The sequence below is a fragment of the Pseudoalteromonas sp. JSTW genome (genome assembly GCF_013423925.1).
Lineage (GTDB): Bacteria > Pseudomonadota > Gammaproteobacteria > Enterobacterales > Alteromonadaceae > Pseudoalteromonas > Pseudoalteromonas lipolytica.
The window spans coordinates 65,801-91,982 of the sequence record NZ_CP058973.1; the positions used below are offsets into that span (position 1 = coordinate 65,801).

19 protein-coding genes are annotated in these 26,182 nt (G+C 38.7%); 6 read left to right on the forward strand and 13 right to left on the reverse strand.

Annotated elements, in window-relative coordinates:
* Positions 1-56: 56 nt before the first annotated feature.
* The 3 genes from GZH31_RS16640 to GZH31_RS16650 form a co-directional block, all read right to left on the reverse strand.
* Positions 57-857: a class III extradiol ring-cleavage dioxygenase gene (locus GZH31_RS16640; RefSeq protein ID WP_180311830.1), complete on the reverse strand. Its 801-nt coding sequence runs from the start codon at positions 855-857 to the stop codon at positions 57-59.
* 112 nt (positions 858-969) lie between these two features.
* Positions 970-1,602 (reverse strand): thiopurine S-methyltransferase, encoded by a 633-nt coding sequence (tmpT, locus tag GZH31_RS16645; protein WP_036972616.1) that lies wholly within the window; start codon positions 1,600-1,602, stop codon positions 970-972.
* A gap of 9 nt (positions 1,603-1,611) precedes the next feature.
* Positions 1,612-2,100 carry a DUF2938 domain-containing protein gene (locus GZH31_RS16650; RefSeq protein WP_180311831.1) on the reverse strand — a complete coding sequence of 163 codons (489 nt, stop codon included), beginning with the start codon at positions 2,098-2,100 and terminating at the stop codon, positions 1,612-1,614.
* A 94-nt stretch (positions 2,101-2,194) separates the two neighbouring features.
* On the opposite strand from GZH31_RS16650, the gene GZH31_RS16655 reads away from it, so the two are divergent.
* On the forward strand, positions 2,195-3,079 hold the full coding sequence (locus tag GZH31_RS16655) for a LysR family transcriptional regulator (protein WP_180311832.1): 885 nt from the start codon (positions 2,195-2,197) through the stop codon (positions 3,077-3,079).
* Here the strand turns inward: GZH31_RS16655 and GZH31_RS16660 are convergent.
* Positions 3,074-3,643 carry a DJ-1/PfpI family protein gene (locus tag GZH31_RS16660; protein WP_180311833.1) on the reverse strand — a complete coding sequence of 190 codons (570 nt, stop codon included), beginning with the start codon at positions 3,641-3,643 and terminating at the stop codon, positions 3,074-3,076. The genes GZH31_RS16655 and GZH31_RS16660 overlap by 6 nt on opposite strands.
* Positions 3,644-3,768: 125 nt before the next feature.
* Between GZH31_RS16660 and GZH31_RS16665 the strand changes: the two genes are divergently transcribed.
* Positions 3,769-4,473, forward strand: a complete 705-nt coding sequence (locus GZH31_RS16665; RefSeq protein ID WP_074988395.1) for a hypothetical protein — start codon at positions 3,769-3,771, stop codon at positions 4,471-4,473.
* Between the two features lie 59 nt (positions 4,474-4,532).
* Here the strand turns inward: GZH31_RS16665 and rmuC are convergent, their stop codons facing one another.
* The 4 genes from rmuC to GZH31_RS16685 form a co-directional block, all read right to left on the reverse strand.
* Positions 4,533-5,999, reverse strand: a complete 1,467-nt coding sequence (gene rmuC / locus GZH31_RS16670; protein ID WP_118844977.1) for a DNA recombination protein RmuC — start codon at positions 5,997-5,999, stop codon at positions 4,533-4,535.
* A gap of 227 nt (positions 6,000-6,226) precedes the next feature.
* Complete coding sequence (locus GZH31_RS16675) at positions 6,227-9,367, reverse strand: DEAD/DEAH box helicase (protein WP_180311834.1); 3,141 nt, start codon at positions 9,365-9,367, stop codon at positions 6,227-6,229.
* Between the two features lie 416 nt (positions 9,368-9,783).
* Complete coding sequence (locus tag GZH31_RS16680) at positions 9,784-10,746, reverse strand: transcriptional regulator (protein ID WP_036972625.1); 963 nt, start codon at positions 10,744-10,746, stop codon at positions 9,784-9,786.
* Positions 10,747-10,760: 14 nt separating this feature from the next.
* On the reverse strand, positions 10,761-11,999 hold the full coding sequence (locus GZH31_RS16685; RefSeq protein WP_036972627.1) for an AAA family ATPase: 1,239 nt from the start codon (positions 11,997-11,999) through the stop codon (positions 10,761-10,763).
* Between the two features lie 770 nt (positions 12,000-12,769).
* Between GZH31_RS16685 and GZH31_RS16690 the strand changes: the two genes are divergently transcribed.
* Positions 12,770-13,984 (forward strand): hypothetical protein, encoded by a 1,215-nt coding sequence (locus GZH31_RS16690; protein ID WP_036972628.1) that lies wholly within the window; start codon positions 12,770-12,772, stop codon positions 13,982-13,984.
* Positions 13,985-14,050: 66 nt separating this feature from the next.
* Here GZH31_RS16690 and GZH31_RS16695 read toward each other — a convergent pair whose 3' ends face one another.
* Entirely contained in the window at positions 14,051-14,926 is an 876-nt protein-coding gene (locus GZH31_RS16695) for a DNA replication terminus site-binding protein (RefSeq protein ID WP_065979184.1), read from the reverse strand.
* Positions 14,927-15,359: 433 nt separating this feature from the next.
* Between GZH31_RS16695 and GZH31_RS16700 the strand changes: the two genes are divergently transcribed.
* Positions 15,360-16,709, forward strand: coding sequence for a class II 3-deoxy-7-phosphoheptulonate synthase (locus GZH31_RS16700; protein WP_036972631.1), 1,350 nt, complete (start codon positions 15,360-15,362; stop codon positions 16,707-16,709).
* Positions 16,710-16,790: 81 nt separating this feature from the next.
* On the opposite strand, the gene GZH31_RS16705 is transcribed toward GZH31_RS16700, so the two are convergent.
* The gene (locus GZH31_RS16705) at positions 16,791-17,600 is read right to left on the reverse strand and encodes a pyruvate, water dikinase regulatory protein (protein WP_036972633.1); all 810 of its coding nucleotides are present in this window, start codon (positions 17,598-17,600) and stop codon (positions 16,791-16,793) included.
* A gap of 153 nt (positions 17,601-17,753) precedes the next feature.
* Here GZH31_RS16705 and ppsA point away from each other — a divergent pair, with 153 nt between their 5' ends.
* Positions 17,754-20,129, forward strand: a complete 2,376-nt coding sequence (gene ppsA / locus GZH31_RS16710; protein WP_036972634.1) for a phosphoenolpyruvate synthase — start codon at positions 17,754-17,756, stop codon at positions 20,127-20,129.
* A 99-nt stretch (positions 20,130-20,228) separates the two neighbouring features.
* On the opposite strand, the gene GZH31_RS16715 is transcribed toward ppsA, so the two are convergent.
* Positions 20,229-20,438, reverse strand: a complete 210-nt coding sequence (locus tag GZH31_RS16715; RefSeq protein WP_036972636.1) for a PGPGW domain-containing protein — start codon at positions 20,436-20,438, stop codon at positions 20,229-20,231.
* Positions 20,439-20,585: 147 nt separating this feature from the next.
* On the opposite strand from GZH31_RS16715, the gene GZH31_RS16720 reads away from it, so the two are divergent.
* Positions 20,586-23,630 (forward strand): FAD-binding and (Fe-S)-binding domain-containing protein, encoded by a 3,045-nt coding sequence (locus GZH31_RS16720; RefSeq protein ID WP_180311835.1) that lies wholly within the window; start codon positions 20,586-20,588, stop codon positions 23,628-23,630.
* Positions 23,631-23,652: 22 nt separating this feature from the next.
* Here GZH31_RS16720 and GZH31_RS16725 read toward each other — a convergent pair whose 3' ends face one another.
* Positions 23,653-24,840, reverse strand: coding sequence for a sodium:proton antiporter (locus GZH31_RS16725; protein ID WP_075593356.1), 1,188 nt, complete (start codon positions 24,838-24,840; stop codon positions 23,653-23,655).
* Positions 24,840-26,051 (reverse strand): tyrosine-type recombinase/integrase, encoded by a 1,212-nt coding sequence (locus GZH31_RS16730; RefSeq protein WP_036972641.1) that lies wholly within the window; start codon positions 26,049-26,051, stop codon positions 24,840-24,842. Before GZH31_RS16730 ends, GZH31_RS16725 begins: the two co-directional genes overlap by 1 nt.
* Positions 26,052-26,182: the final 131 nt, after the last annotated feature.

The window sequence follows — 26,182 nt, forward strand, 5'->3', positions numbered from 1 at the left end:
TAGCAAAATAAGTTAATAAAATCTGAGTTTTTATCGTATAAACAAGGGGGTTGAACTTAATCATCCCACAAAAACATACTGGCATGTTTATTAGCAATACGCAGTTCATATATATCACTACATGGTCGACTAGCGGCTCCGTAACACACATGCAGTGGTAACAAATGCTCCTCACGAGGATGATTAAAGCGTGCTGCTGGCGCCATTTGCCATTCTAATAACTTAGCGTGACGCTGTTGTTCTGTAAGCGATGTATTACCGCACACATCAACAAGCCACTGCTCAAAAGCGAGATTTTGCATTTTGATTTCGGCTGTTTCCGGTGTAAAAAAAGCGCGCATATTATGGAAAGTAAACCCTGAGCCTATAATCAATAGGTTGTCGTAATGCAGGTTTTGCAGCGCTTCGCCTATTGCTAGATGCACGTTTGGTAATAGGCTAGGGTGCAACGACAACTGCACGCAAGGTATATCTGCGTCTGGGTACATTATCTTCAAAGGGACATACATGCCATGGTCGAAGCCTCGAGTGGGGTTCAACTCACTGTCAATATGTGCAGTTGTGAGTGCTTGATGAACTTGCTCAGCAAGCGCTGGCTCACCGGGACATGGGTATTCTATAGAGTATGCAGAATCCGAAAATCCATAATAATCATATATAAGCTCAGGCGCAGTGGAAGAGGTAATATTTATTGGGTTGGCTTCCCAATGGGCACTGATCATCAAAATAGCTGATGGCTTTTTAATTTTTGCTGCAACAGATTGCAAACAGGTAACCATATCAGCATGACTGGCATCGCCTAATAGTGGCATTGGGCCGCCACCATGAGAAACAAAAAAGACGCGTGGCTTTTGCATAAACGGGCTCCTTACTTACGTTGTTATGTATAGTGCACGCACAGAGGTGCAATAGCCAGCCACATAAATGCACAGCTTAGGTGTGATTTTACACACCAACAGTTTGTAAGTACTAACTTAACAACCATGCAGCATTCATTGCGGGTATTTTCCCTTTAAGCCCCCCTTCTAATGGCTCTCGACAAAGTAAGGTTAATTGATAATACGCGTCGTAATGCTGATGAAGCTCGTTGGCAGTAACGTTAAATGGAGGACCTGAAAACTCACTCTGTTGATACTCAAACACCACAACCAATTGCTGCGCTTTATTGGCTAACTGTAAAATGTGTTGCGTGTAACGTACTCGCATTGATAATGGCAATGCCACTAATGCCGCTCTATCATACACAGCGTTTACCGTACCAAGTTGTTCAGGAGTCAATGTAAATATATCTCCCACCCACACAGTTAAATTAGCGCTCTGATAACACGTTAGTGTGCCATGGTTAGTAATCTCTGGTGTGAGGTTTAATTCTTGAAAAAGCTGCTTAATTGCAATTTCACTTAACTCAGCGCCCACAACTTTCATGCCGCTGGCTAACAAAAAATGAATATCGTGCGTTTTGCCACATAGAGGCACAAATACGGTATCGCCAGGTTGCAAACTCAAGTTGGTAAAATACTGATCCAGGTAACGATTAACATCCCCTTCATGAAATCCTATTTCATTATTTTCCCAACGATTATGCCAATGTTTTGCGTCCATCAATAACTCCTAAATAAACAACACAAATTGAGCTGATAAATATAACCCTACACCAAATAGTAAATGGGTGGTGAGAGTTTTCAAACGTGCTTGGTTTGGCTTAGCTGTATTAACAGCCATAACTCCTAATCCTAAAGCAGGTTGCATAACAAAAAATGGCATGACCGTGCTGAACAATCCGAATAAACAGGCAGGTAAAAATAGCGGTGAAGTCATCCATTCCTTACCAATCAATAACACAAAAAACAGAGAAAATAGGGCGCCGATGATGTAATGCAAAATCCAACCAACAACACATTCGCGTTCTTTAGCTTCACTGGCAGCAATATCGACATGTTTAAATTGCCCCGATGCCATAGTAAGGGCCCAACGCCCAACAAAGCAAAAATTTAATGTAGTCTGGTTAAAGCACTTTTTAAAAAAATAACTCCATATATCAATTAAAAACGTGGCAACAAGGCCAATAACTATCGCCTGAATAAATTGAAGGAAGGTCATATTTATACCAAGTAGTGAATCATAAAAAACATGATAAACAATTACAAAAATGCTAAAAACAACAATATAAACAAACTATGATTGCATAAATGAAATGATTATTGATGACATTGCACTGTTCATACATATCGTTAAACAAGGCGGAGTTACAGCAGCAGCCGATTACCTATCTGTACCAGCAGCAACAGTTTCAAGGCGATTACAACGGCTTGAACAGCGCGTTGGTGAAAAACTATTAAATCGTACTGCAAGGCAATGTACATTAACCCACGTTGGCGAAGTGTACTTTCAAAGTTACGTAGAGTTAGTGGAGCAATTTGAGCAGACTCACCATCAATTAAACGATCAAAAAGCGAAATTAACGGGCAAGCTAAAAGTACTCGCCCCCCTGAATATTAGCCATGGATTTTTAAAACCTATGTGGCTTGCCTTCACGAAACACTACCCAGAAATTCAACTTGAGTTACTGCTAAACAACCAACGTGACGATCTCAGTAAAAACCAAGCAGATATCGCTATTCGTATTGGTCCGCAAACTGATTCACACTACCAACAAAAGAAACTAGGCAGTGTCGATACATTATTTGTCTCGACAGAGCGCTATTTAAGTGACGCTCCCTCACTCAGTACCCCAGCAGATTTAAGGCAACACCGGCTTATAGGCACGACGCTCAGAAATAAATGGCAACTAAACAACCTAAAAACAGGCGAAACACAGACTTACATGTGCCGGTTTGCTAGCACATTTAACGACACCGGGTTTGTGAAATACTTAGTCTGTGATGGCCAAGGTGTGGCGTTGTTACCACGCTTTGAGATTATTGATGAGCTTAAAAGTGGACAACTCAAGCAAGTGATCCCTTTATGGCGTGGTGAAAACAGAGAGATATATGCAATTTGGCCAAGCGGGCGATTACTTAGTAAAAAAGCGGTTTGTCTAAAACAGTTCGTAACACAGTTTATTTCTGAAACACTATAGCCATGCGTATTCCATTTGTTTTGCTGTTAATAAAGCGTGCTCTTTATTTATCAGCTCTGCCACTAACGCTAAGCTCATATCAATGCCTGCAGAAATACCACCAGACGTTGTAAATTTTCCATCGGTTACCCAACGTTTATTGGCAATCACTGTCAAGTCTTTAAACATAGCAGCGAGATCACTTTGATCCTGCCAATGAGTTGTGACATTTTTTTTGCATAACAGCCCTGTTTTAGCTAACAAAAATGCGCCTGTGCAGACACTCGCAACCCGTTTTGTTGTTGATGCGGTGTGGGTTAACCACTCAATCACTGCGCTTTTTTCAAGCTCATGCGTATGGTCGCCACCAACCACTATAAACACATCAAGTTCTGGGCAATCAGCAAAGCTGTAATGGGGGTTTACACTGAATCCGCCACGCGCATTCACAGGGCCGTTAGTCTGTGCTATTAAACTTACTTGCCAATCATTGTTAGCTAAACGCTTTGCGGTGCTGAACACTTCAAACGGACCCGAAAAATCAAGCACTTCAGCATCATCATAAATGTAGATCCCAATATTCATACAATTGTTCCTATTATGTGGATTTATTTCTCAAGTAAAAAATCGTACTATGCCATTTTTGCAGAGCGTTAATAACATATTATTAAATTAGTACTGTATACAAATAAATCTTTAAGGCATTGTTAATGCGTTTATTATTATTACTGTGTGGCCTGCTTGTTGGGTGTAAATCAACAGAGCAAACAGTCACTGAAATCAGTGAAATATCGCCAGGTACCGTTTTGTATCAAGGCGAGACATCAAGACAAAATGTTGAAATGTTCGAAAGCGTGCTTGTGAATAGCAAAAACAAAATCGATACCCTAGTGATCAACAGTGAGGGCGGCGATGTTATGGCTGGTCTCCATTTAGGCGGCTTAGTTCACGAGTATCAATTAAAAGTGATCGTCCGCGAATTGTGCGCCTCATCATGTGCAAACTATGTGATAACGGCAAGCCCAGATGTTCGCGTTGAAGAGCAGGGGATCATTGGCTGGCATGGAGGAGCTTTGCAACCGTTATATGTGCCAATGGAGAAAAATACGCAAATAACAAATTACATTGCAAAGTGGCAAGAAGCAGAAAAACAATTTTTTGAAACGATTAATGTAGAACAGGCGATAACCATTATTGGGATGATGCCTGGCATAACCGAAAAACGTGATGCCCCGATATACAGTTATGATGTAAACACATTAAAACGCCTCGGTTTGCATATACAGTTTGAGGGGGAGCAAACTGGGCTATCTACCAAGGGTGAAAAAGTAGTGCAGATCTTTGAGCTTGAAGAGGCTGTGCTTAGCCATTTTTTAATGCTGAACAGAATCGTCTCGGCAGAACTAATCAACTAACTAAAAAGCCAACATGCTGTTGGCTTTCACAAACGCATACGTGCGGGATATTTACGGGATTAATCAAGCTCTAACTGCGCTCTCTCGACACTGTCACTCGGGAGCTCTTTTTGCACAGATACACCCAACTCTTTAAACTCCGACGCTTGCTTAATTAAGTTTCCTTTTCCGCGATAAAGTTGTGAAAAGGCCTTATCATAGCTTTCTTTAGCTCGATCGAGCTGTTTACCAACGCCTTCCATACTGGTTAAAAAGCCATTAAGTTTGTTGTAAAAGCGCTCAGCACGGGCGGCCAATTCTTTTGAGTATTTTGTTTGCTCTTCAAATCGCCACAGTTGCTTCACAATATTTAAACTGGTTAGCAGGGTCGTTGGTGTCGCCACCAAAATATTCTTTTCGATCGCTTGCTGATATATATCACTCTGATATTTAAGCGCTTCAACAAATGCAGACTCAATGGGGACAAACATAACGACCACCTCGGGGGAGTTAATTCCTGGGAGTCTGTCGTATGCCTTACTGGCCAATTCATTGATACGCGATTGCACCGCAGTTACATGCTCTTTAAGTGCTTGTTGTGCTTCAAGGTCATTGTCGGCATTAACGTAGCGTGTATATGCATTGAGCGAGGTTTTAGCGTCGATCACTAAATGTCGTTCTTGAGGTAAATAAACCACAACGTCGGGGCGCAGACGCCCGTCTTCAGTATTAAATGACACTTCTCGCTCATAATCGATTCCTGCGCGAAGCCCCGCGCTGTCTAAGACGTTTTCGAGCATTAACTCGCCCCAATTACCTTGTGTTTTCTTTTGCCCCTGCAAAGCGGTACTGAGCCTGTCAGCTTGTTCTGTTATGGCCTGGCTTTTTGCCTGTAAATGTAAAAGCTCAGTTTTTAATGCGGCACGTTGTTTTAAGTCTTCAACATGAATTAGCTCCATTTTATCGCGGAAGCCTTTTAACTCACCTTGAACGGGCTTTAATAACTGTTCAATACTTTCTTGGTTGAGCGTTTTAAATCGTTGTGATTTTTCTTCAAGAATTTGATTTGCTAGGTTTTCAAACTCTTTTTTGAGCTGTTCTTTACTGTCTTTTATATGATTAAGTTGTTCTTTAAAGTGCAGTTCTTTTTGTTCTAAGGTGCTGCGTAAAGTACTTAAATCGACATCGCGTTGATTTAGCATTGCTTTGGTGTCAGCGAGTTCTGCTTCAACTCGTCGCCAAAATTGATTAAATTGCTGCGCTTGCTTTTCTTGCTCGACAAAGCGGGTTTTAAAGTGTTGAGATTCATCACGTTGCTCTGCGTAATCTTGCTGTAACTGCGACAACGTTAACTGACTTTCTTGTAACTGTTGTAGCTTCTGCTCTAATTGATTCTGCTGTAACTGATGGCTATTTTCCAGTGCGACTAACTGGCTTTTTAAGCGACTCTTTTGCAACGAAAGCACAGTACCTGCAGCCAATACTCCTAGTGCACAACCGCTTGCAATCTGAAGCCAATCAATGTGGCCTAATAGCTCTGTAATCATAATGAAAACTCAATAACTTAAAGACACTTCATCATAACGAATTACATGACAGCAGAGTAGGGGAGTAGGCATAAAAAAAGCCAGCTCAAGGTGAGCTGGCTCTAACATTACTAAATTTAGTAACCAAATGGGAAATCAACATAATGCTCATGTAAACTGCAATTTAACAACAAGCATAATAATAGACGCCACTAAATTTGATTAGTTCAAAAAAAGTTTAAAAAAATTTAATTTTTTATCAGCGCCAACATCTGCTCTTCATCAAACTGAGTAAAACTCATTGATTTATCAGTAAATAATGCATCAACTAACGCTTGTTTATGCTGCTGCATTTTAAATACTTTTTGTTCAACAGAGTTGGCCATAATCAATTTATACACAAACACAGGGTTGGTTTGACCTATTCGATATGCCCGATCGGTTGCCTGTTTTTCAACTGCAGGGTTCCACCATGGGTCAAAGTGAATCACGGTATCTGCTTGGGTTAAATTTAACCCGGTGCCGCCGGCTTTTAGGCTTATTAAAAAGACTGACGATTCACCTTCGGTAAACTCTTCAATAACACGACTGCGATGTCGAGTTTGACCCGTCAACATACTAAAGGTAATTCCCAACTCGCCTAAACGTTCTGCAATCACATCTAAAGCGGTCGTAAACTGGCTAAATATAATGACTTTACGACCTTCACTTAACATAACGGGTAAATGCTTAGAGAGCCATTCAAGCTTTGCACTACCCGCCTGAGTTGTTGGATCAATAAGTTTGGGATGACAACAAATTTGTCTTAATTTTAGTAACGCGTCCAAAAACGCAAGCTTACTCTTTTGCACACCTTGTTGGGCAAACAAGTCAACCAGCTTTTGCTCTAGCGATTGCGTTATACCGGTGTAAATTTCTTTTTGTTTCGCTTCGAACTCAAACTCTTTAACCAGCTCTGTTTTCTCGGGAAGTTCTTGCGTTACCTGCGCTTTTGTCCGGCGTAAAATAAAAGGCATGATCAGCGATTTAAGTTCATCGGCTCGTTTAACATCGTTATCGCGCTCAATAGGTGTTTGAAAATATGTTTTAAAGTGCGCTTGCGAGCCCAGGAGTGAGGGCATTGCAAAGTCGAGCAACGACTTAAGCTCAAACAGGTTATTTTCGATAGGCGTGCCACTTAAGCACAATTTAAAATCGGCATTAAGGCGCTTAACCAAACGCGATACCTGCGCAGCATCATTTTTAATGTACTGGGCTTCATCCAGAATGATGTTTTCAAAATACAGTGGCGAGTAATATGCAATATCACGTTTTAATAAAGGGTACGTTGTTAAAATGCAATCGGCCTGCGATAACTGCTGGAGTTGCTCGTTTCGTAACGAACCAAATACGGTGGTGATTTTAAGGTTACACGCAAACTTATTAATTTCACTTTGCCAATTTCCTACCAAGCTGGTCGGGCAAACAATTAAAGTAGGGCCAGCTTGAGGCCGTTGTTTGGCATTCGCTAAAAAGGCAATAACTTGTAAGGTTTTACCCAACCCCATATCATCAGCCAAAATACCCCCCAACTGATGACGTTTTAAAAAGTTAAGCCAATCAACACCGTGTTGCTGATACTCTCGAAGTTGTACACCGTCATTCAATCCCTGAATATCGGACTTTTTAACCACCGGATGGGTGTTCGTTAATTCAGTTAAATATGCATCAAGGGCATCATCAACAATACTGACTTTAATTGCTTTTTGGGCGATTAACTGGGGTAAAAATGACAATGGCATGAGTATTTCATCACGCGTTTTTATATGCTCAAAACGTTCGCGGTATTCATTAAGCTGAGTAATCGCTAACTTCTCAACAACAGCAAAACGTTTACCTACGCTGAAATAATAATAACGTTCACTTTGACGATTGAGAGACTGAAAATTGTTATCCGCTGTAAAAAGTTGCTGCGTTTTTACACCAGAGATCACGATTTTACTAACTATTTGATGACCTTTTCCTCGCTCAACTTGAAGCGATATTTGCTTTAATGCTTTACTAACATCAAGTTCATCATTAATTTTCCAGCCGCGTTTAAGCAGGGTAGGGATAATTTCGAATTTCAACCAGTGTGCATGTATAACTGATTGTTTATTAAATACAAACTCGGTTTGTAAAGCCCCTTTACAAAATTCAAACCCTAAGTTCGTTAGCTCATTAACAACGGTATTCTCAAGCGATTGATTAATAATCCCCTCGGGGGCTTGGCTTAGTTCATAAAGTGAATTTTGATAGTTAAATTGAAGCGATAGACCAATATTTCCCTCATCGTTGCGTATGCTTATAACGGGAAAGACAGAACGTGATTGATTCTTTTTACTTTGCTTAAATGCATGCGGAATAACACCCTCACCAAAATTGTCATTGAGTTGTTGGTATACACGATCAAAGTTTTCGTTGTGTATCGCAGGCATGTTAGCCAATAACGCAATTTCATCTGCAGTCAAAGGAGTACGGATACGGCCAATTTTAAGTGTGTCTGGATCTAGGTAAGTCGGGGGTGTCGTTTTGAGTAACAACCAATTATCTTGCCCTGCTAGTGACAAAGATAATGAGGTTAAATCACTATTTTGCTGCCAACTAAATTCTAAGGCTTGCATGGTATCTGCTTTAATAGCCTGGCGAGAACGGCCTAAAAATAATCGTTGTGTCGCTATGAGTTGTTGTAATGCCGAAAAGCCCCATGAGCCTTTCAACTCAAGCTTACCGAGCGCGTTTTGAGAGCGGATCCAACTATATAATCTAAAGTCAGTTTCGAGTAAATCAGTCGGTGTAACAAAGCTATTTAATTGTTGTTCTGTTAAATTACGGCCTAATGTGTAGTTATGCTCAGGATCATAATTAGCAATTTTAGGGGTAAGGGTAACAGCCGATTTTTCAACATCTAAAACAAATAATAAAACATGTTTCGCTGTGTCGGTTGTTGATTGCTTTAGCGTCTTTAGCTCACTAAACCAATCATTAATAATATAGTCCTCACCATAATCGCCTGAATGCTCAATTTTTAATTTAAGCAAAACCGCAGCAATATGACGGCACTTTGTTTTTGAACCACACGTACAATGTGAATCAACTGAAAATCCGGTTGATAATTTACTGATCTCGATATGCTGGGTAAAAGTATTCCCTTCGTTACCAAACATAGAAGCATCAATCACACTAAAGTCACTACTATGCTCAAGCCAATTGATTTGGCCGTTCTGATGGTACTCTTTTGCTTTACTTAGCACATGCGGCTTAAATAGCTGCTTGATGAATCGCTCTGACAGCGGAAACTGTGTTTCTTGCTCTTGTTTGATTTCTTCAAAGATAGCTAATAAGTCATTTTTGGATAAGTTAGCAGACATAACGCTTTTAACAGTAAAAACAAAAAATAATTCTGCCAGTATATGATCTATCAGCGCCCAGCTAAAGCACTATTCCTTTATTTCGGACTGGTTGGAGCTGATTAGTTGGTAAAATTATGTTTTTGTCTAAAAAAATACAGCCAAAGAAGAAGGCTCGACTATTTAACGAACAACAAACGCACAAGATATAAACAACTTAATAACAAGGCAGGGCCTTTACAGATCACTTTTTTACTAAGGAAACAGTGAAAAGGCTTAAATAGCCTGTAAAGGGGCAGATAGTTAGTAAAAATCTGATCTATGGATGCGAATTGAGCAAATTTTAAGATATTTAGATCAGTATTTTACTAACAAAATAGGGGAAGAGATCACGCTTTTACTAACAATAAAAGCGTGACAGATCGCTATTTTACTAACTAATTAAAGCTATTTAATAACTTAGTAAGCTGCTCTAAACGCTTGTCAGTCATCACTTTATTATCGATTTTTACCGATAAATCACCGCTTTTAATGTTTCGCTGTACGGTCACAAATTCACTTTCTATGAGTGATTCACGACGGCTTGGCGTAGCGGGTTCGACTGTTAAGTACTTAGTAATGGCTAGCGCACGCTTATCATCACTGCTTATGGCGTTTATTTCGCTGTCAGTGCTGATTTCACTTACAAGGCGAGTGAATGCCTGTTCGTCACGCTCTTTCGCCGCAATAAGTTTTTTAGCCACTTCTCGGCCAACATGATTCGCTGTTGGGTAGAGGCTCAGTACAGAAGCGGGTAAATTTTCATAGGCTTTAATGGCATCCGCTATTGCTGTATGTGATACCCCTTCAATTGCTGCAATCTCACGGTACGAGCCCTTTTTGCCTTCTGCAATTAATTCATCACGGGTTTGCTGATAAGCTTGTCCAAGCTCCCACAGACTGGGGGCAATGTATTGATCAGAAGAGACCGCAAGTATTTTTGCATCTTGTTCTGTGAAATCTTCTGAACTTAGCACTAAATAGTCCGAACCACTTAAAATACACGCTTTGCGACGACGTGAGCCGGCTAAAACAAGCATTTCAGTGCCTTTATCCCAGCAAAGGGCAGGGTGTTGGTTTCGTCCGTCTTCAGCGATAGCCGGTAAAATATCAGCCACCGATTTTTCATTCAGTAACGACTGAACTCGACGGTTCTTGCCATACACTTTAGTTTTAGATTCGATTTCAGAACTTGGAATGACTTTACATACCAGGGTAATTTGGCGCGTAGGATCACTTGGCGCGGGCATGCTAATAACATCGCCAGCATTGGCTTGTTCAAGTAAAGCATCTAGACTGCTGCTTTCAATTGACGTTGAAAAAGGATCTAAGCTGGTATCATTTTTACGTTTTTTAGCCATCTTAATCATTTACCTTACTTAGCTGTATTCAATTTTGATTGGGTTGATTGCCAGTTAGAACGAATCAACATTTCAAGCTCATCAACCACATCTTTAATATTCTCTTGAGCACGTAGTAATGATTCTCTACTTGCGAGACTGTCAGACGTTTTTTGGTCAAATATGGTATTAAAAGACGATGAACTCGCCGTGATAGCGGAGCTATGGTTTATTGGGTAACTCATAACTTGACGTCCAAAGGCACTGCGCACGTCTTTAACAATATCGCGTTGTGAATGATTGCCTTTCACGTAATTTGTAACGAGAAACTGCATAAAATCCCATCCTTGATGCCCTAAAGCAGCAACCGTGTGATAGATCTCGCCTAAACGTTTTAAGTATTTATTGTTTGCATCAAAATCAACAGCTTCAGGATGAACAGGAATAAGCATCGATGTTGAAGCCATTAAAGCGTTATAAAACATAAAGTTAAGTGATGGAGCTGTATCGATTAAAATAATATCAAATTGATCTTTTACAGGCTCAATCACTTTTTCTAATAATTTATGATAGTGACGTGTTTTATCGTAACTTGAACTATCTTTTAACAGTGTGGCTGTTTCATGTTCAAAATAAAAATCATCCATACCAGAAGGTAAAATACGAATATTGGGAATGTGAGTCGGTAAAAATGAATTAGTAACAAGTTCGTCCCACGTTTCATTTTCTTCAAGCTCAATGCAATCACGCATTAAGTCACCCACAGTAATTGGATCTGGTTCACTTGGCGGGAAGAAACTCGATGATGAGCCTTGTGGATCTAAGTCAATAATACCAATTCGATACCGTTTAATATTGGTTGTAGCGAGGGCCGCTGCAATATTAACCATGCTGGTTGTTTTACCACAGCCACCTTTCAAAGAGTTAATGACAATAACTTGTAGTTTGTCATCTGTTGTGCGGTGATCTGGCTTGATATCCATGATATCTGCCATAGCGAAAATATTGACTAGCGTATAGGCATAATGTCCATTTGCACCTCGTTTGATGTTTAATTCATCAAAGTCACCATTATCATGACGTCGCTTTAACGTTCTGTTATTACAGCCTAAAAGATCTGCTGCGGCTTTTTGAGTATAGGTGCGAAGTTCTTTTTCTTCCGATTTAAGATGAGCACGATAATGTTGGATACGTCCTTCTAGCGATTTTTCAGCAACTTCAGCTGTTGCTTTTAGTAACCGGTAAGTGGCTAGCGCATTATTATTAATAGACATACTTTCTTCCTCAAAGTTATGCTTTAAGTATAATGTCCATTCAAATTGCTGTAAACAACTATTTTGTACGACATGCCTTTTATTAATAAGACATTTAAGAAAAATTTGTAATCTAATTGAAGCTAAGTATAAATAAGTAAGATTAGAATTGGTTAAAGATATAGGTATATAAGGTTAACGTGCTAAAATAGCAATCTATGTTACTGATTAACCAGAATATTATCAAAAAAAGCAGATCATGTTTTTACTTGGTTAAGATCAGATCTCTTATAACTCGCAGATCAGCTTAATACTAACTAAAAAACCAGCTGCTTAGTTATGCACAGGTTAGTCACTAGTTTATGCACATTTTTACTGCTGTAGATCACGATTTTACTAACTAAATTAGAGAGTTATGCACTGAAGCAAAATCAGAATAGTGCATTTTGTTAGTATAGATCTGATCTATAGTTGGTATAGATCAGATCTATGCTAACTCAGTAAGCATTTATCCACATGCTTTTGTAAAAATGGATTTATGTGTCGTGTTTTTTGACCTGAAAATGAATTTTAACATGACATAATATTCACTGAGTTAGTAAAATTTTGACCCATACACTATAACTTAGTAAAAATCTGATCTGAAAAGTTCTAGAATTAATCTAGTTAGTATAAAACTGATCTCAAGAAAATATTTCAGATCGGATCAAGTTTATACTAACTTAAACATTTAACTTTTTAAGTTTTATGTGTTGTTATTAACTGTCGAAGAAAAATTGGAAATAAGAACAATGAGCCGAAAGGTCAACATCTCAGTGGATAACCTCCCCGATACATTACGCGGGCAAATCCATGGGGTGGAAAGTGCAATCGATAATGAAAGTCTTGCACTGTTTACAGACAACAAAGATGTGCGCGTTTCAATTGAAAATGCAGCACATGGTTTGAGAGCTTACTCAAATACCTTTAATCATTATGATTTGTGGGGACGTTTTGTTCGTTCAGGTCATAAAAAGCTTCCGGTTGAAGAAGCACCAAAAAAGACAATTGTTACAAGAAGAATTTCAGAAAAAGTTGATGGGATTCTCTATGACGGCGAAATTAAAATTACCCCAGCAGTTGTCAGCACACGAAAAGATGGTGAAGACATTGAATATTTAGTATGGCCATCCGATCGTGAAGAAAAAGTTGAACGTGCATTAATACGTTTGGCCTCTAAAGGTAAAATTGTAAAAATTAATTTTAAATCGGGTATTCAATACGCGGTTGTTTTTTCAATGAATGAGTTGGCACAAGAATTAAAAGCGGTTGGTCAATCAATGCCGTATCCGCAGATTAAAGAATCGCTTGAAGCTCTTCAAGGTTCTAAGTTGTCATTTAAATATTCTGCAACTGACACGCGCAACTCTGATATTGATGATTCATTTTACGAGTCGAACATGAACTTTTTATCGTCGCTTCACTTTAGCGGTAAAAAAGGACAAGGCGGTAATGTAAAATGTGTGGCATGTTTAAATGCGTTTGTTCATAACATGATCGATAACCTTGAGTACAAAGGCTATTATTTTAATAGTGCTCAAGAACTGAAGCGCGGCTTATCTCGCTGGATGATGTTACGTTTGTATCATCTTTGGCGTTATGCTGCGCCAGGTAAGACATATCATTTTAGATTGTTATCAATCATGGAAAAGTACGGCTCAATTTATTCGACAGATGAAATTACTGAGAATAAATTAAAAGCGTTACGTCGTGATATGACCACAACGATGAAAGATTTAATAGAAAAAGGCGCGATATCAGAATACAACATCACAAATGTGAAAGATGATAAAACGGGTAATATTATTGATTACACTTACGAAATGCATCCGTCTGATCAATTTTGTGATGAAATTTTAGCGCTCAATAAACACAATAAACGAATTGAAATTCAAGGCGGTAAACGTATCGTTGAGAATGCTGTGTTAATTGATGAAGATAAAATAGAAGAAATAGTCGAAGATTAAATTTATATTTCTTATCTCCAATACTGTTACATGTTAAAGGCCACTAAAGTGGCCTTTTTAACATAATCAATCTGTTACTTGTTCCAAATAAAGTCGATCTACTAAAAAGTCATATTCTTTTTTACGGGGATGACTCTCAGGTTTTTGATAATCATTTAGTGCTCCAAGTTTTACATCCGGTTCTGGATTTATAAGAATGAATGGTAATGCGGCACTCACATGATATCGGTTTTGAGCAGTGTATCGCACATTAACTTGTGGACTAACACGGGTAGGTCTTCGAATTCTTAATTTATCTTTATCATTTAAACTCGCAACACGGCTTTGTTCTTGTGCAACAAGAGATTGCCAAGTATGTTGATCTATCATTCTAGGGTTAGAGTAACTCGCCGATTTATCAAGCATGGCCAATGCCATTTTTTTGGATAAAGTTTTAGTTGCATGTTTGTGCATCCATGTGAACCTGACCGAGTAGGGTGATTCAGTTTCAAAATGAATTTTACGATATGCTGCAAGCGTAATTAAATTTGGTACAGCGTTATGCACTGCTTCAAATCGAGCATCATTATTATCGATAGCGAGTATACAGTTTTTAAAGTCAGCTTTTGCTTTATTCAATTGTTGAATGCGGGCTGTAAGTTGATTTTTATCAACATCATGAAGTACCAATAACCCAGGATGACGTTTTAAAACTCGACTACTAATCCCTGGTTTTTTATAAAGGTCTAAATACGAGTTAATAATTAATTTGTGCGCTTCATCACCTTCGAACTTTTTGACAGGAATCAGTGAGGGTATTTTTTTCTCATCGTTAATATCCGTTTCTGGTAATTGATAATAAAACGCTTTTTTAAAACCAACTTGTTTTAGATCATCGCAAAATAATTGGGTTAATTCGCTGACTAAATCAAATTGACTACGAATTTCTAATTTAGAAGTCATAAGAACACATCTTACTCTAACATGAGTTAATATTACCTCAGCATCTTTGATATTAAAAGGACTAATACTCCTTAATTGCTGACCTTACATTTATTTTAAATTAAGTATGATGTGTTCTTTATTATATCCATAGCATGCTTTTTTAATATTTCAATCTGCTGTTTATTTTTATCTAAATGCAGTGTAAAGCTGAGGTTACACTGTGCCTTGTTAAAAGTAAGATGTGTTCTTTATTTTATTGCTCAATCATATTATGCAAATCTAACTTAAGCTTTTGTTTTAATTGGCTATGATATAGTTGATGTCCAATCAATCAATGCTTTGGTTTATCAAATAACTAAATAATTGAAAATAGGTGAATATAGTCCTTGAACTTACCCTGTGCATTAAGTTAGTTTTCATTAACGGTCTATGTTAGGAATGAGGAAAGAACATGCAATCGTGGAACCCAGATAGCTGGAGAAACCTGCCGATACTTCAGCAGCCAGAGTACCCAGATAAAGAAGCCCTTAAACAAGTTGAAGGGCAATTAAAAAGCGCACCGCCTTTAGTGTTTGCCGAAGAAACGCGTAGCTTATTTAAACAATTAGAAGATGTATGTGAAGGACGTGCCTTTTTACTTCAAGGTGGTGATTGTGCTGAATCATTCAGTGATTTTAATGCCGCCAATATTCGCGATACATTTAAAACTCTATTACAGATGGCTGTTGTCTTAACCTATGGCGGTAAATGCCCTGTTGTTAAGATTGCACGCATGGCAGGTCAATACGCAAAGCCACGTTCGTCAGATTACGAAACCATTGATGGGGTTTCATTACCTTCATATCGTGGTGATATTGTAAATAATTTTGAATTCACCGAACAAGCACGAATACCCGATCCACAACGTTTAATGACTGCTTATCACCACAGTGCGGCTACGTTAAACTTATTACGAGCATTTGCACAAGGTGGCCTTGCTGATTTGCATCAGGTAAATCGTTGGAATATGGGCTTTGTTGCTGCAAATCCATTAAAAGAGAAGTACCAACAACTTGCAGATCGCATTCAAGATGCGCTTGAGTTTATGGAAGTGTGTGGTATTGACTCTACGGTTGCACCAAGTTTAAAAGAAACAGATTTATTTACATCGCACGAGGCGCTATTACTTGGCTACGAAGAAGCACTAACACGTCGAGACCATTTATCAGGTGATTGGTATGACTGTTCTGCGCACTTTGTGTGGATTGGTGAACGAACTCGTCAATTAGATCATGCTCATATCGAGTTCTTTAAAGGAATTAAGAACCCAATCGGTGTAAAAGTAGGTCCTGGCATGGACCCTGACGAGTTGATTAAGTTAATAGATGCAATTAACCCAGATAATATCCCTGGTCGCTTAACATTAATCACACGCATGGGTGCAGACATTCTACCAGAAAAACTGCCAGCGCTTGTTCGTAAAGTACAGCAAGAAGGACGCAAGGTTATCTGGAGCTCAGACCCGATGCACGGTAATACTGAAAAAGCGAGCTCAGGATATAAAACACGAAGCTTTAATAATATACTTCGTGAAATTAGCCAGTTCTTTGCAGTCCATAAAGCCGAAGGCTCATACCCTGGTGGTGTTCACCTTGAGATGACCGGCCAACATGTAACTGAATGTACAGGTGGGGCATATGGGCTGTCAGATGAAGATTTAGCTCAACGTTACCGCACGCAGTGTGACCCACGTTTAAATGCAGATCAGGTATTAGAGTTAGGCTTCCTTGTTGCAGACTTATTAAAGGATGCGCGCAAGTAATCACGCTTTACTTATTAAGTATTAAAAGGCTGCATAGTGCAGCCTTTTTTATGTCCGATACTAATTATGAAGATAAGTTGGTTAGTACTTACGACGCTCAAGTCCTGTGTCAGATATAATTTTGGCTGATATTTCTTCAACAGAGTGATGTGTCGAATTCAAATATTGAATTTTTTGCTTTTTATAAAGCATTTCAACTTCGCGGACTTCGATTCGACATTGTTTTAATGATGCATATTTTGAGTTCGCCATGCGTCGCTGTCGTATATCAGCAAGTCTGACAGGGTCGATTGTTAAACCAAATAGTTTATGTTTATACGACTTCAAACATTCAGGTAGGCTGCCACGCTCTAGATCATCTTCGGTCAATGGATAGTTTGCCGCTTTTATTCCATATTGTAATGCTAAATAGAGGCTAGTAGGGGTTTTACCACTGCGACTTACGCCCACCAAAATGATATCAGCTTCAGCATAGTTTTTTATATTAGCGCCATCATCGTTTGTTAGCGCGTAGTTAACGGCATCAATTCTAAAATCATAGCTTTTTTCATGCATAGAGTGTGTACGGTGAACTTTAGGCACAGGCGCAACTTTTAGCTCTTTTGCTATTTGGTCACTGTACTGAGATAAAAAATCGTAACACACCGCACACGAAGATTTAATAATTTCACTTAGCTCATGATTCACAAAAGTGAAAAATACCAAAGGCTGTTCACCGTCGCGCTGAGCTGTTGAGTTGATTAAATTTTTAACTTCGTTTGCTTTTTTTTCTGTCTCAACGAATGGAATTGTTTTGTGATTAAAATCGACAGGGAACATCGACAATGTAGCATGGCCAAACACTTCAGAGGTGATAGCTGTTCCGTCAGAAATATAGAATGCAGTTCTCATAATTAACCTTTTTATTACCTTTATCTGCAAAATAGGGGCTTCACGGTTTACGTGAGGTCTGTTGCCAGTGTAGAATGATGGCGACCTTTTTAGAAGGTTTTCTTTCTTAACTCTCACAGTTAGTACTACAATTTGTTTTATGGAGAAAGATCCGTGCAAGAATACGTTCTCTGGTATCAAGAGCTTGGTATGCAAGATGTTCCACGTGTTGGCGGTAAAAATGCCTCACTGGGTGAAATGATCTCAAACCTAGCTAACGCTGGTGTACAAGTGCCAGGTGGTTTCGCTACAACTGCCGATGCATTTAACGAGTTCCTTGAGCAATCAGGGCTAAACTCAAAAATCCACGATATTTTAGACACATTGGATGTGGATGATGTAAATACACTCGCTAAAGTCGGTGCCGAAATCCGCCAATGGATTATCGACACACCATTCCAACCTAACCTAGACCAAGCCATCCGCGACGCATATAGCCAATTACATGGCGACGCATCTCAAGATGTATCATTTGCAGTTCGCTCATCTGCTACAGCAGAAGACATGCCAGACGCTTCATTCGCAGGACAACAAGAAACGTTTTTAAACGTACGTGGTATTGATTCAGTTATGACTGCAATCAAACACGTGTTTGCCTCACTATTCAATGACCGCGCTATCTCTTACCGAGTTCACCAAGGCTATGATCACCGTGGTGTTGCTTTATCGGCTGGTATTCAACGCATGGTACGTTCAGACAAAGCATCGTCAGGTGTTATGTTCAGTATCGATACTGAATCTGGTTTCGAAGACGTTGTGTTTGTCACATCAAGCTACGGTCTTGGTGAAATGGTTGTACAGGGTGCAGTAAACCCAGATGAATTTTATGTACATAAACCAACGCTTGCGAGCGGCAAGCCTGCAGTAGTTCGTCGTAACATCGGTTCAAAAGCAATCCAAATGATTTACTCAAGTGATGAATCACATGGTAAGCAAGTTGAAATCGTAGATGTAGATACTGCATTATCAAACAAATTCTCAATCACAGATGCCGAAGTTCAAGAACTGGCTAAGCAAGCTGTGATCATCGAAAAACATTACGGTCGTCCAATGGACATCGAATGGGCTAAAGATGGCAACGACGGTAAGCTTTACATTGTTCAAGCACGTCCAGAAACCGTTCGCTCAAATGAAGATGCCAACGTAATGGAACGTTTCCAATTAAATGGCTCGAGCAATGTTGTTGTCGAAGGGCGTGCTATTGGTCACAAAATTGGTGCTGGTACGGTACGAGTTCTTAACTCTATTGACGAGATGGACAAAGTACAGCAAGGCGATATCCTTGTTACCGATATGACCGACCCAGATTGGGAACCAATCATGAAACGTGCAGCGGCGATTGTTACCAATCGTGGTGGCCGTACATGTCACGCAGCTATTATTGCTCGTGAACTAGGTATACCTGCTGTTGTGGGTTGTGGCAACGCAACTGATTTAATTAAAGCAGGCCAAGATGTAACCGTTTCGTGTGCTGAAGGTGATACAGGTTATATCTACGAAGGCATTCTAGATTACGAAGTACTTACTTCGCGCGTTGATGAAATGCCAGAACTACCAATGAAAATTATGATGAACGTTGGTAACCCAGACCGTGCTTTCGATTTTGCCCGTTTACCTCATGCAGGTGTTGGCCTTGCACGTGTTGAGTTCGTTATCAACCGTATGATCGGTGTTCACCCTAAAGCACTATTAAACTTTGATGCGCAATCAGATGAGTTAAAAGCAGAAATTTCAGACATGATGGCTGGCTATGAGTCACCGGTTGAGTTCTACATTTCTAAGCTTGTTGAAGGTATTGCGACATTAGGGTGTGCGTTTGCACCAGAGCGTGTCATTGTTCGTATGTCTGATTTCAAATCAAACGAATACGCAAACCTAGTTGGGGGCCAGCAATATGAGCCGGAAGAAGAAAACCCAATGATTGGTTTCCGCGGTGCTGCTCGCTACATTTCTGAAGATTTCCGTGATTGTTTCGCTCTAGAGTGTGAAGCAATTAAACGCGTTCGCAACGAAATGGGTATGACAAACATCGAAATCATGATTCCATTCGTACGAACCCTTGAAGAAGGTAAGCGTGTTATCGAACTTCTTGAAGAACATGGCTTAAAACGTGGCGAAAATGGTCTTAAAGTGATCATGATGTGTGAATTACCATCAAATGCGCTATTAGCTGATGAGTTCTTAGAATACTTCGATGGTTTCTCTATTGGCTCAAACGATTTGACTCAGCTAACACTTGGTCTTGACCGTGACTCAGGTTTAATTGCACATCTTTTTGATGAGCGTAATCCTGCGATTAAAAAGCTGCTTTCAATGGCAATCCAAACTGCAAAAGCAAAAGGCAAATACGTAGGTATTTGTGGTCAAGGTCCATCAGATCATGAAGACTTTGCAGCATGGCTAGTTGAACAGGGCATTGATTCTGTATCTCTTAATCCAGATACAGTATTAGAAACTTGGTTATACTTAGCTAAAAAGCTAGCAGACTAACTATTATTTATTAAAAAAATGCCAGCGATTATGCTGGCATTTTTGTTTACTCAATTAGAAAGTATCACGATGCACTTAAGTGTTATCGTAGATTGGCAATTATCTCGCTAGTTTTTTATCTAAATAAGCACATGATTTAGTGAGTGCTTTTTGACAATAAACCAAATAGCGACGTGCCAGTGGGTAATAAAACGAAAAGCACAGTAATCCCACTATAAAAAATAGTAATGATGGGCCGGGCACAATGACAAATATCAACCCAAGTAGCATACTTAAAATACCTAAGCTTACTAATAAAATCTTTTTCATATCCCTTACTCATTTGATGCTTTAATAAACAGTATAAAAGTATTGAGACTTAAATCGATTAAAAGAGTGTTACAAACTGTAAAATCTTCAATTTAACTTAGCTATTAGCATGATATAATTTACGAAATGCCTTAATTTATCACCGTCATGATAGCAACAATAAGTCAACAACAAGTCGCTTCTGAGTTAGTCGCTAACTACCTAGAAACTATTGTAAAACAAGGTTTTTCGGGTGACACAGACGCAAGTTATTCTACGCGATTAAGCTTATCGACCGATAACAGTGTTTATCAGCAAGTACCGCAAGGAGTTATTTTTCCAAAAACGGCGAAAGATATTCAACTTGCAATGCAAATCGCCTCTCGAGATCCATTTCTGTCACTGACTTTTGGTCCTCGCGGCGGTGGCACAGGGACAAATGGTCAGTCTCTTACTCCTGGTATCGTCGTTGATTTATCTCGCTACATGCGTGAAATATTAGAAATAAATGTTGAGGAAAACTGGGTAAGAGTGCAAACAGGTGTCATTAAAGATCAGCTTAATGACTTTTTACGGCCTTATGGATTTTTCTTCGCACCTGATTTATCAACCAGTAACCGAGCAACAATTGGTGGAATGATAAATACCGATGCATCAGGGCAGGGCTCGCTTGTCTACGGTAAAACCAGTGATCATGTTTTAGGTCTGACAACATACCTAATCGATGGAACTGAAATGTCTACCTCACCCATGCCTATCGAAAAAGCACAGTTAGTTGCTGAGCAAAACTCAACAGTCGGCAAGTTGTATAAAACGGTAATGGATATTGGACTCAATAATCGTGATGCAATTTTGCAAAAATTCCCACGATTAAATCGTTTTTTAACCGGTTATGACTTAGAACATATTTTTTCTGACGACTTACAAACTTTTGATATGAGTCGTTTAATTACGGGATCTGAAGGTTCTTTAGGTATAGTTACCGAAGCCAAACTTAATATTACCCCAATTGCTGAGTTTAAAACCTTAATCAATATTAAATACGATAGTTTTGATTCAGCATTGCGTCATTCACCTTTTTTGGTCGCCGCAAATGCAACGTCTGTTGAAACAGTCGACAGTAAAGTGCTTAACTTGGCACGGGAAGATATCATCTGGCATTCAGTATCGGACTTAATAACCGATGTTGATAATAAAGATATGCAAGGCCTCAACATGGTTGAGTTTAATGCTGTATCACCGGATGATATTAAAGAAAAAATAGACACGCTATGTAGATTGTTAGATGACTGCGTTAAAAACGAAACACATGGTGTGATCGGTTATCAACTTACAAATGATAAAGCCGATATTCTAAAAATTTATGCCATGCGTAAAAAGTCTGTTGGTTTACTAGGCAATGTTAAAGGTAGTCAAAAGCCGCTCGCATTTGCAGAAGATACTGCCGTACCTCCAGAAAATTTGGCAGATTTTATTGTTGAGTTTCGTCAACTTCTTGATAGTCATCATCTTCAGTATGGTATGTTTGGCCACGTTGATGCGGGTGTTTTACATGTGCGTCCAGCCCTAGATATGTGTGATCCTGAGCAAGAAAAATTACTTCGCCATATTTCAGATGAAGTTGTAAAACTTACCGCTAAATATGGTGGTTTAATGTGGGGCGAGCACGGTAAAGGTTATCGTAGTGAGTATGGACCAGAATTTTTTGGTGAGCATTTATTTACTCAACTACGAAAAATTAAATCAGCTTTCGATCCAGACAATCGCATTAATCCCGGTAAAATATGTACACCGCTTGAAAGTAAAGACTCCCTCGTTTCTGTTGATGATCAAAAGCGAGCATGGTTTGATAAAGAAATTTCTATTGACGTTAAAACAGAATTTAATAACGCCATGACTTGTAATGGTAATGGACTTTGTTTTAACTATGATCAAAATTCTCCAATGTGCCCTTCATATAAAGTAACGGGTGACAGACGCTACTCACCTAAAGGACGTGCAGGTTTAATGCGCGAATGGTTGCGTCTTCAAGAATCAGAAAATATTGATTTAATACATGTTGAAAAAGAACTTATCAATGGAGAAGTAATCACGTGGTGGGAACGTTTTCAGCATAGCCGAGATAAGAAAAAAGGCGTTTATGATTTTTCGCATGAAGTGAAAGAGTCAATGGACGAATGTTTAGCATGCAAAGCATGTACAACAGCCTGTCCTATAAAAGTAGATGTGCCAACATTTAGATCGCAGTTTTTAAATTTCTATCACAGTTACTACGCGCGGCCATTAAAAGATTATTTAGTGGCAGGTATCGAACAAACGGCACCTGTCATGGCTAAATTTGCGAAGGTAGTGAATCCAATTGTAAATACAAAACTGGTTTCTAGTTTAATAAAAAATACAATTGGCTATGTAGATACACCAACGTTAAGTGTTCCTCAACTTTCGAAACGCGTAAACAAAAATGACATGTTCAATTTTGAATTACTTAAATCACTTACCAGTGATGAACAAGCTGAGTATGTTCTTATTGTTCAAGATCCATTTACCAGTTTTTACGAAGCTGAATTGGTTGAGAGTTTTATAAAAGTAATAAAAGCGCTGGGTAAAAAACCAATGCTGTTACCCTTTAAACCAAATGGAAAAGCCCAGCACGTAAAAGGTTTTTTAAATGAATTTAAAATTACAGCAAAAAATTCGGCTGAGTTTTTAAATTCACTTTCTGAAATAAACTCTCCATTGGTTGGTCTCGATGCGTCACTTGTTATGTGTTACCGCGATGAGTATGTATCAATACTAAAAGAAACGCGTGGTGATTTTAAAGTTGAACTTGCTCATGAGTGGTTACAAACACAAAACTTTAAAAACGTATCACTGTCGGCAAAAAGTGCTGTGCCATTTAAATTATTAAGCCACTGCACTGAAACGACAGCGATGCCAAATGCCTCAAAAGTTTGGCAAAATATTTTCTCTGATTTAGGTTTATCTTTGAGTACAACAAGTACAGGTTGTTGTGGTATGGCTGGCACTTATGGTCATGAAAAACAAAATCAAGAAAACTCACGCGCATTGTACGAAATGAGTTGGAAACCACTTATTGAAAATAGTGAACCCGAAACTATTTTGGCTACTGGATTTTCTTGCCGTAGCCAAGTAAAGCGTTACGAAAAATATAAACCAAGACATCCACTGCAATTAATAGCAGAACTGTTATAAAAAAGGCGCTTTAAGCGCCTTTTTATTTATAGCTATTCGCAATAGGCTTGGTACTCATGCCATGAATAAAAACACTGAAAAGAATTGTTGTTAACGTTACTGTCGCAATTTGTTCTTTGTTAGCAATTGTTGTATCCATAACCATTAGTGTAAATACAATTGACGCAAGACCTCTTGGTCCAAACCAGGCAAACGTCAATTTATCTTTTCTATTTAAGTCTGTGAAAAATAAAGAAAGTAATACAGGTATGATTCTAAATAAGGTCACGCTAAGTAATGCATAAAAAACAATAGGCCAAGTAATATCATTAATTATTAAATGTCCACAAACAAACCCAAACAAACACCAAATGAGTAATGCTATAAATTCTGCGATATGCTCCGAGTCTTTAACTAAAGTAAGACGAATTTTTCTTGGTGAAAAATAGTCAAACAATAACCCAGCGACAAATACGGCAATAAATCCACTACCATGAAAGTTTTGCGTTAACGAGAAGATCGCCATTACTAAACCAATCAATAAAAATGGACTACTATTGTTTGCAAAATAATGACGCGCCAAAGCAGCCTTAAGGAATGGAATAAATATCGCTGTTGCAACTGCGGCAACCAAAAACGCAACTCCCAATTCTCTAATAAAAACAACGAGAGTATCTGTTGTTGTCACAGCACTATCTGGATTCTGAACTAGCAATAATAAAACTAAAAATATTGGCACACATAATCCATCGTTTAAGCCACTTTCAGTATTGATCCCTTCTCGAATTTTTTCAGGAACCGACGAGCATTCTAAAATACCTTTGCTTAACGCCGCGTCCGTCGGAGTTAAAATAATTGCAATAAGTGCAGATTGAAATAGTGATAGCTCAGAAAATATAAATAAACCACCGGCAACCCCTGCAAGTAATGTGAGTGGTAATGCTACAAATAAAAGCAGGCTAGGGTACTGAAAACTATGCTGCAATACACTTAACTTTGATTTAGCTGCATCGGTAAATAAAAAAATACTTAGCGTTAACTCAACTAAAGGTAAAATTTCATTGAGTCCATTTTCACCAAGCTTAAATTCACTGGGTAATAAGTAAGACATTCCAATCCCGACCAATACAAAGAACATTGGTCCGGTGATTTCGGTGCGCTCAAGTTGGCGGATTGTCATTGAGTAAAATAGCAACGCACAACCAACAATGGCCAATATGGTGTATTCCATTATACTTTCCTTTTCATCCCTGACTTTGCTCTTTCTTTAATATTAGTTTGAATATAAATTTGATCTGTTGTGGCTATTTTTGCATGACCAAGATCTTCAGATAAATGTTTTAAAGGGCGAGTTTGTGCATCGTGTGTTGCACCCGTATGTCGAAGCCAATGTGCTGTGGCAGCTTCAAGTTGTTCTGCATCATCTTTAAAACCATCATCAAGTAATGATTTTTTCGCCAAGTCAAAACTTTGTTGAACTAAACGTCTAATTTGTCTAACCGTCATACCACCTTTTCCACGAATTTTGTGAACTAAAGGTTCGGCTTCATCAACTCGGGGCAGGGCGGGTAACCCACGGTATAATCGGTAACGTTTTAGGTAAGTAATAAAATCCTCACTTAATGTTACATCCCGTAATTTATTGCCTTTACCCATGATACGTAAAAACCAGAACCCATCATTATCTTGCCAAAAATGTGACATTACCGGTGACCATTGCGGCCGTTCCGACAATTCAGAAATCCGTAGATACAATCCTTTTAAGCATGCAAGCGTAAATAAGTTTCGCTCAAGATCAGGTTGTTCTTCACATAAATCACGCGTTACACCGAATACATACTCCCACTGTATATCACTTAATGTGTCTGGAATTTTAATTTGAGATTGCACAACCAAATATGGGCTATTCTTTTTTACAACAGGTACAAAGTTAGCGAATGTTTTTTCTTCTAGAATGGCAAATTTATAAAATACATTTAATGCAGTAAACATTGCAGCTAACGTTTGTTGACTAGCAATATTTTCTCTTCCGATAAAAGGGCGCCAATTAGAATTTAATCGTCGAATACCTTGTTCATCTTTGTATCGCCATTGAACTGAATTTGATAACCACGCTGATTCTGGCTCAACCATAAAATCAACATAAGCTTCAATATCTTCACGTTTTAGCTCAAAAACTGATTTTTCAGCTATGAGCCAAGACCATAAACAAAAACGTTCAAGTTCATTTCTAAATCGATTAAATGTCGCTTCGGATTTTCGACCATAAACATAAAGAAACTGATACAAAAAAGCCAAGTCATTTTTTGATTCAGCAACAGTCAATCCAACCTGGTGTATAAATGTATCAAGTTCTGGATATTCTGTTGCTAGAGTATCATCTTCTAGGTGGGCAATTTGGTAACGAAGTTGTTTTATAGTATCGACTAGAGCAACGAGCATAATGTATAAATATCTTGTAAAATAACTAGTTATAAGAGTAACACAAAGTCCGATACTGTCTAGTATTGGACTTAAGATATCCTTAAATTAACGAGTATTTTAATTACTATCTTGCCATACAATTATTCAAG

Excerpts from the sequence above, each read along its gene's own strand:
- GZH31_RS16640 (WP_180311830.1), bottom strand. The coding sequence starts at position 857 with ATGCAAAAGCCACGCGTCTTTTTTGTTTCTCATGGTGGCGGCCCAATG.
- tmpT (WP_036972616.1), bottom strand. The coding sequence starts at position 1,602 with ATGGACGCAAAACATTGGCATAATCGTTGGGAAAATAATGAAATAGGA.
- GZH31_RS16650 (WP_180311831.1), bottom strand. The coding sequence starts at position 2,100 with ATGACCTTCCTTCAATTTATTCAGGCGATAGTTATTGGCCTTGTTGCC.
- GZH31_RS16655 (WP_180311832.1), top strand. The coding sequence starts at position 2,195 with ATGATTATTGATGACATTGCACTGTTCATACATATCGTTAAACAAGGC.
- GZH31_RS16660 (WP_180311833.1), bottom strand. The coding sequence starts at position 3,643 with ATGAATATTGGGATCTACATTTATGATGATGCTGAAGTGCTTGATTTT.
- GZH31_RS16665 (WP_074988395.1), top strand. The coding sequence starts at position 3,769 with ATGCGTTTATTATTATTACTGTGTGGCCTGCTTGTTGGGTGTAAATCA.
- rmuC (WP_118844977.1), bottom strand. The coding sequence starts at position 5,999 with ATGATTACAGAGCTATTAGGCCACATTGATTGGCTTCAGATTGCAAGC.
- GZH31_RS16675 (WP_180311834.1), bottom strand. The coding sequence starts at position 9,367 with ATGTCTGCTAACTTATCCAAAAATGACTTATTAGCTATCTTTGAAGAA.
- GZH31_RS16680 (WP_036972625.1), bottom strand. The coding sequence starts at position 10,746 with ATGGCTAAAAAACGTAAAAATGATACCAGCTTAGATCCTTTTTCAACG.
- GZH31_RS16685 (WP_036972627.1), bottom strand. The coding sequence starts at position 11,999 with ATGTCTATTAATAATAATGCGCTAGCCACTTACCGGTTACTAAAAGCA.
- GZH31_RS16690 (WP_036972628.1), top strand. The coding sequence starts at position 12,770 with ATGAGCCGAAAGGTCAACATCTCAGTGGATAACCTCCCCGATACATTA.
- GZH31_RS16695 (WP_065979184.1), bottom strand. The coding sequence starts at position 14,926 with ATGACTTCTAAATTAGAAATTCGTAGTCAATTTGATTTAGTCAGCGAA.
- GZH31_RS16700 (WP_036972631.1), top strand. The coding sequence starts at position 15,360 with ATGCAATCGTGGAACCCAGATAGCTGGAGAAACCTGCCGATACTTCAG.
- GZH31_RS16705 (WP_036972633.1), bottom strand. The coding sequence starts at position 17,600 with ATGAGAACTGCATTCTATATTTCTGACGGAACAGCTATCACCTCTGAA.
- GZH31_RS16715 (WP_036972636.1), bottom strand. The coding sequence starts at position 20,438 with ATGAAAAAGATTTTATTAGTAAGCTTAGGTATTTTAAGTATGCTACTT.
- GZH31_RS16720 (WP_180311835.1), top strand. The coding sequence starts at position 20,586 with ATGATAGCAACAATAAGTCAACAACAAGTCGCTTCTGAGTTAGTCGCT.
- GZH31_RS16725 (WP_075593356.1), bottom strand. The coding sequence starts at position 24,840 with ATGGAATACACCATATTGGCCATTGTTGGTTGTGCGTTGCTATTTTAC.
- GZH31_RS16730 (WP_036972641.1), bottom strand. The coding sequence starts at position 26,051 with ATGCTCGTTGCTCTAGTCGATACTATAAAACAACTTCGTTACCAAATT.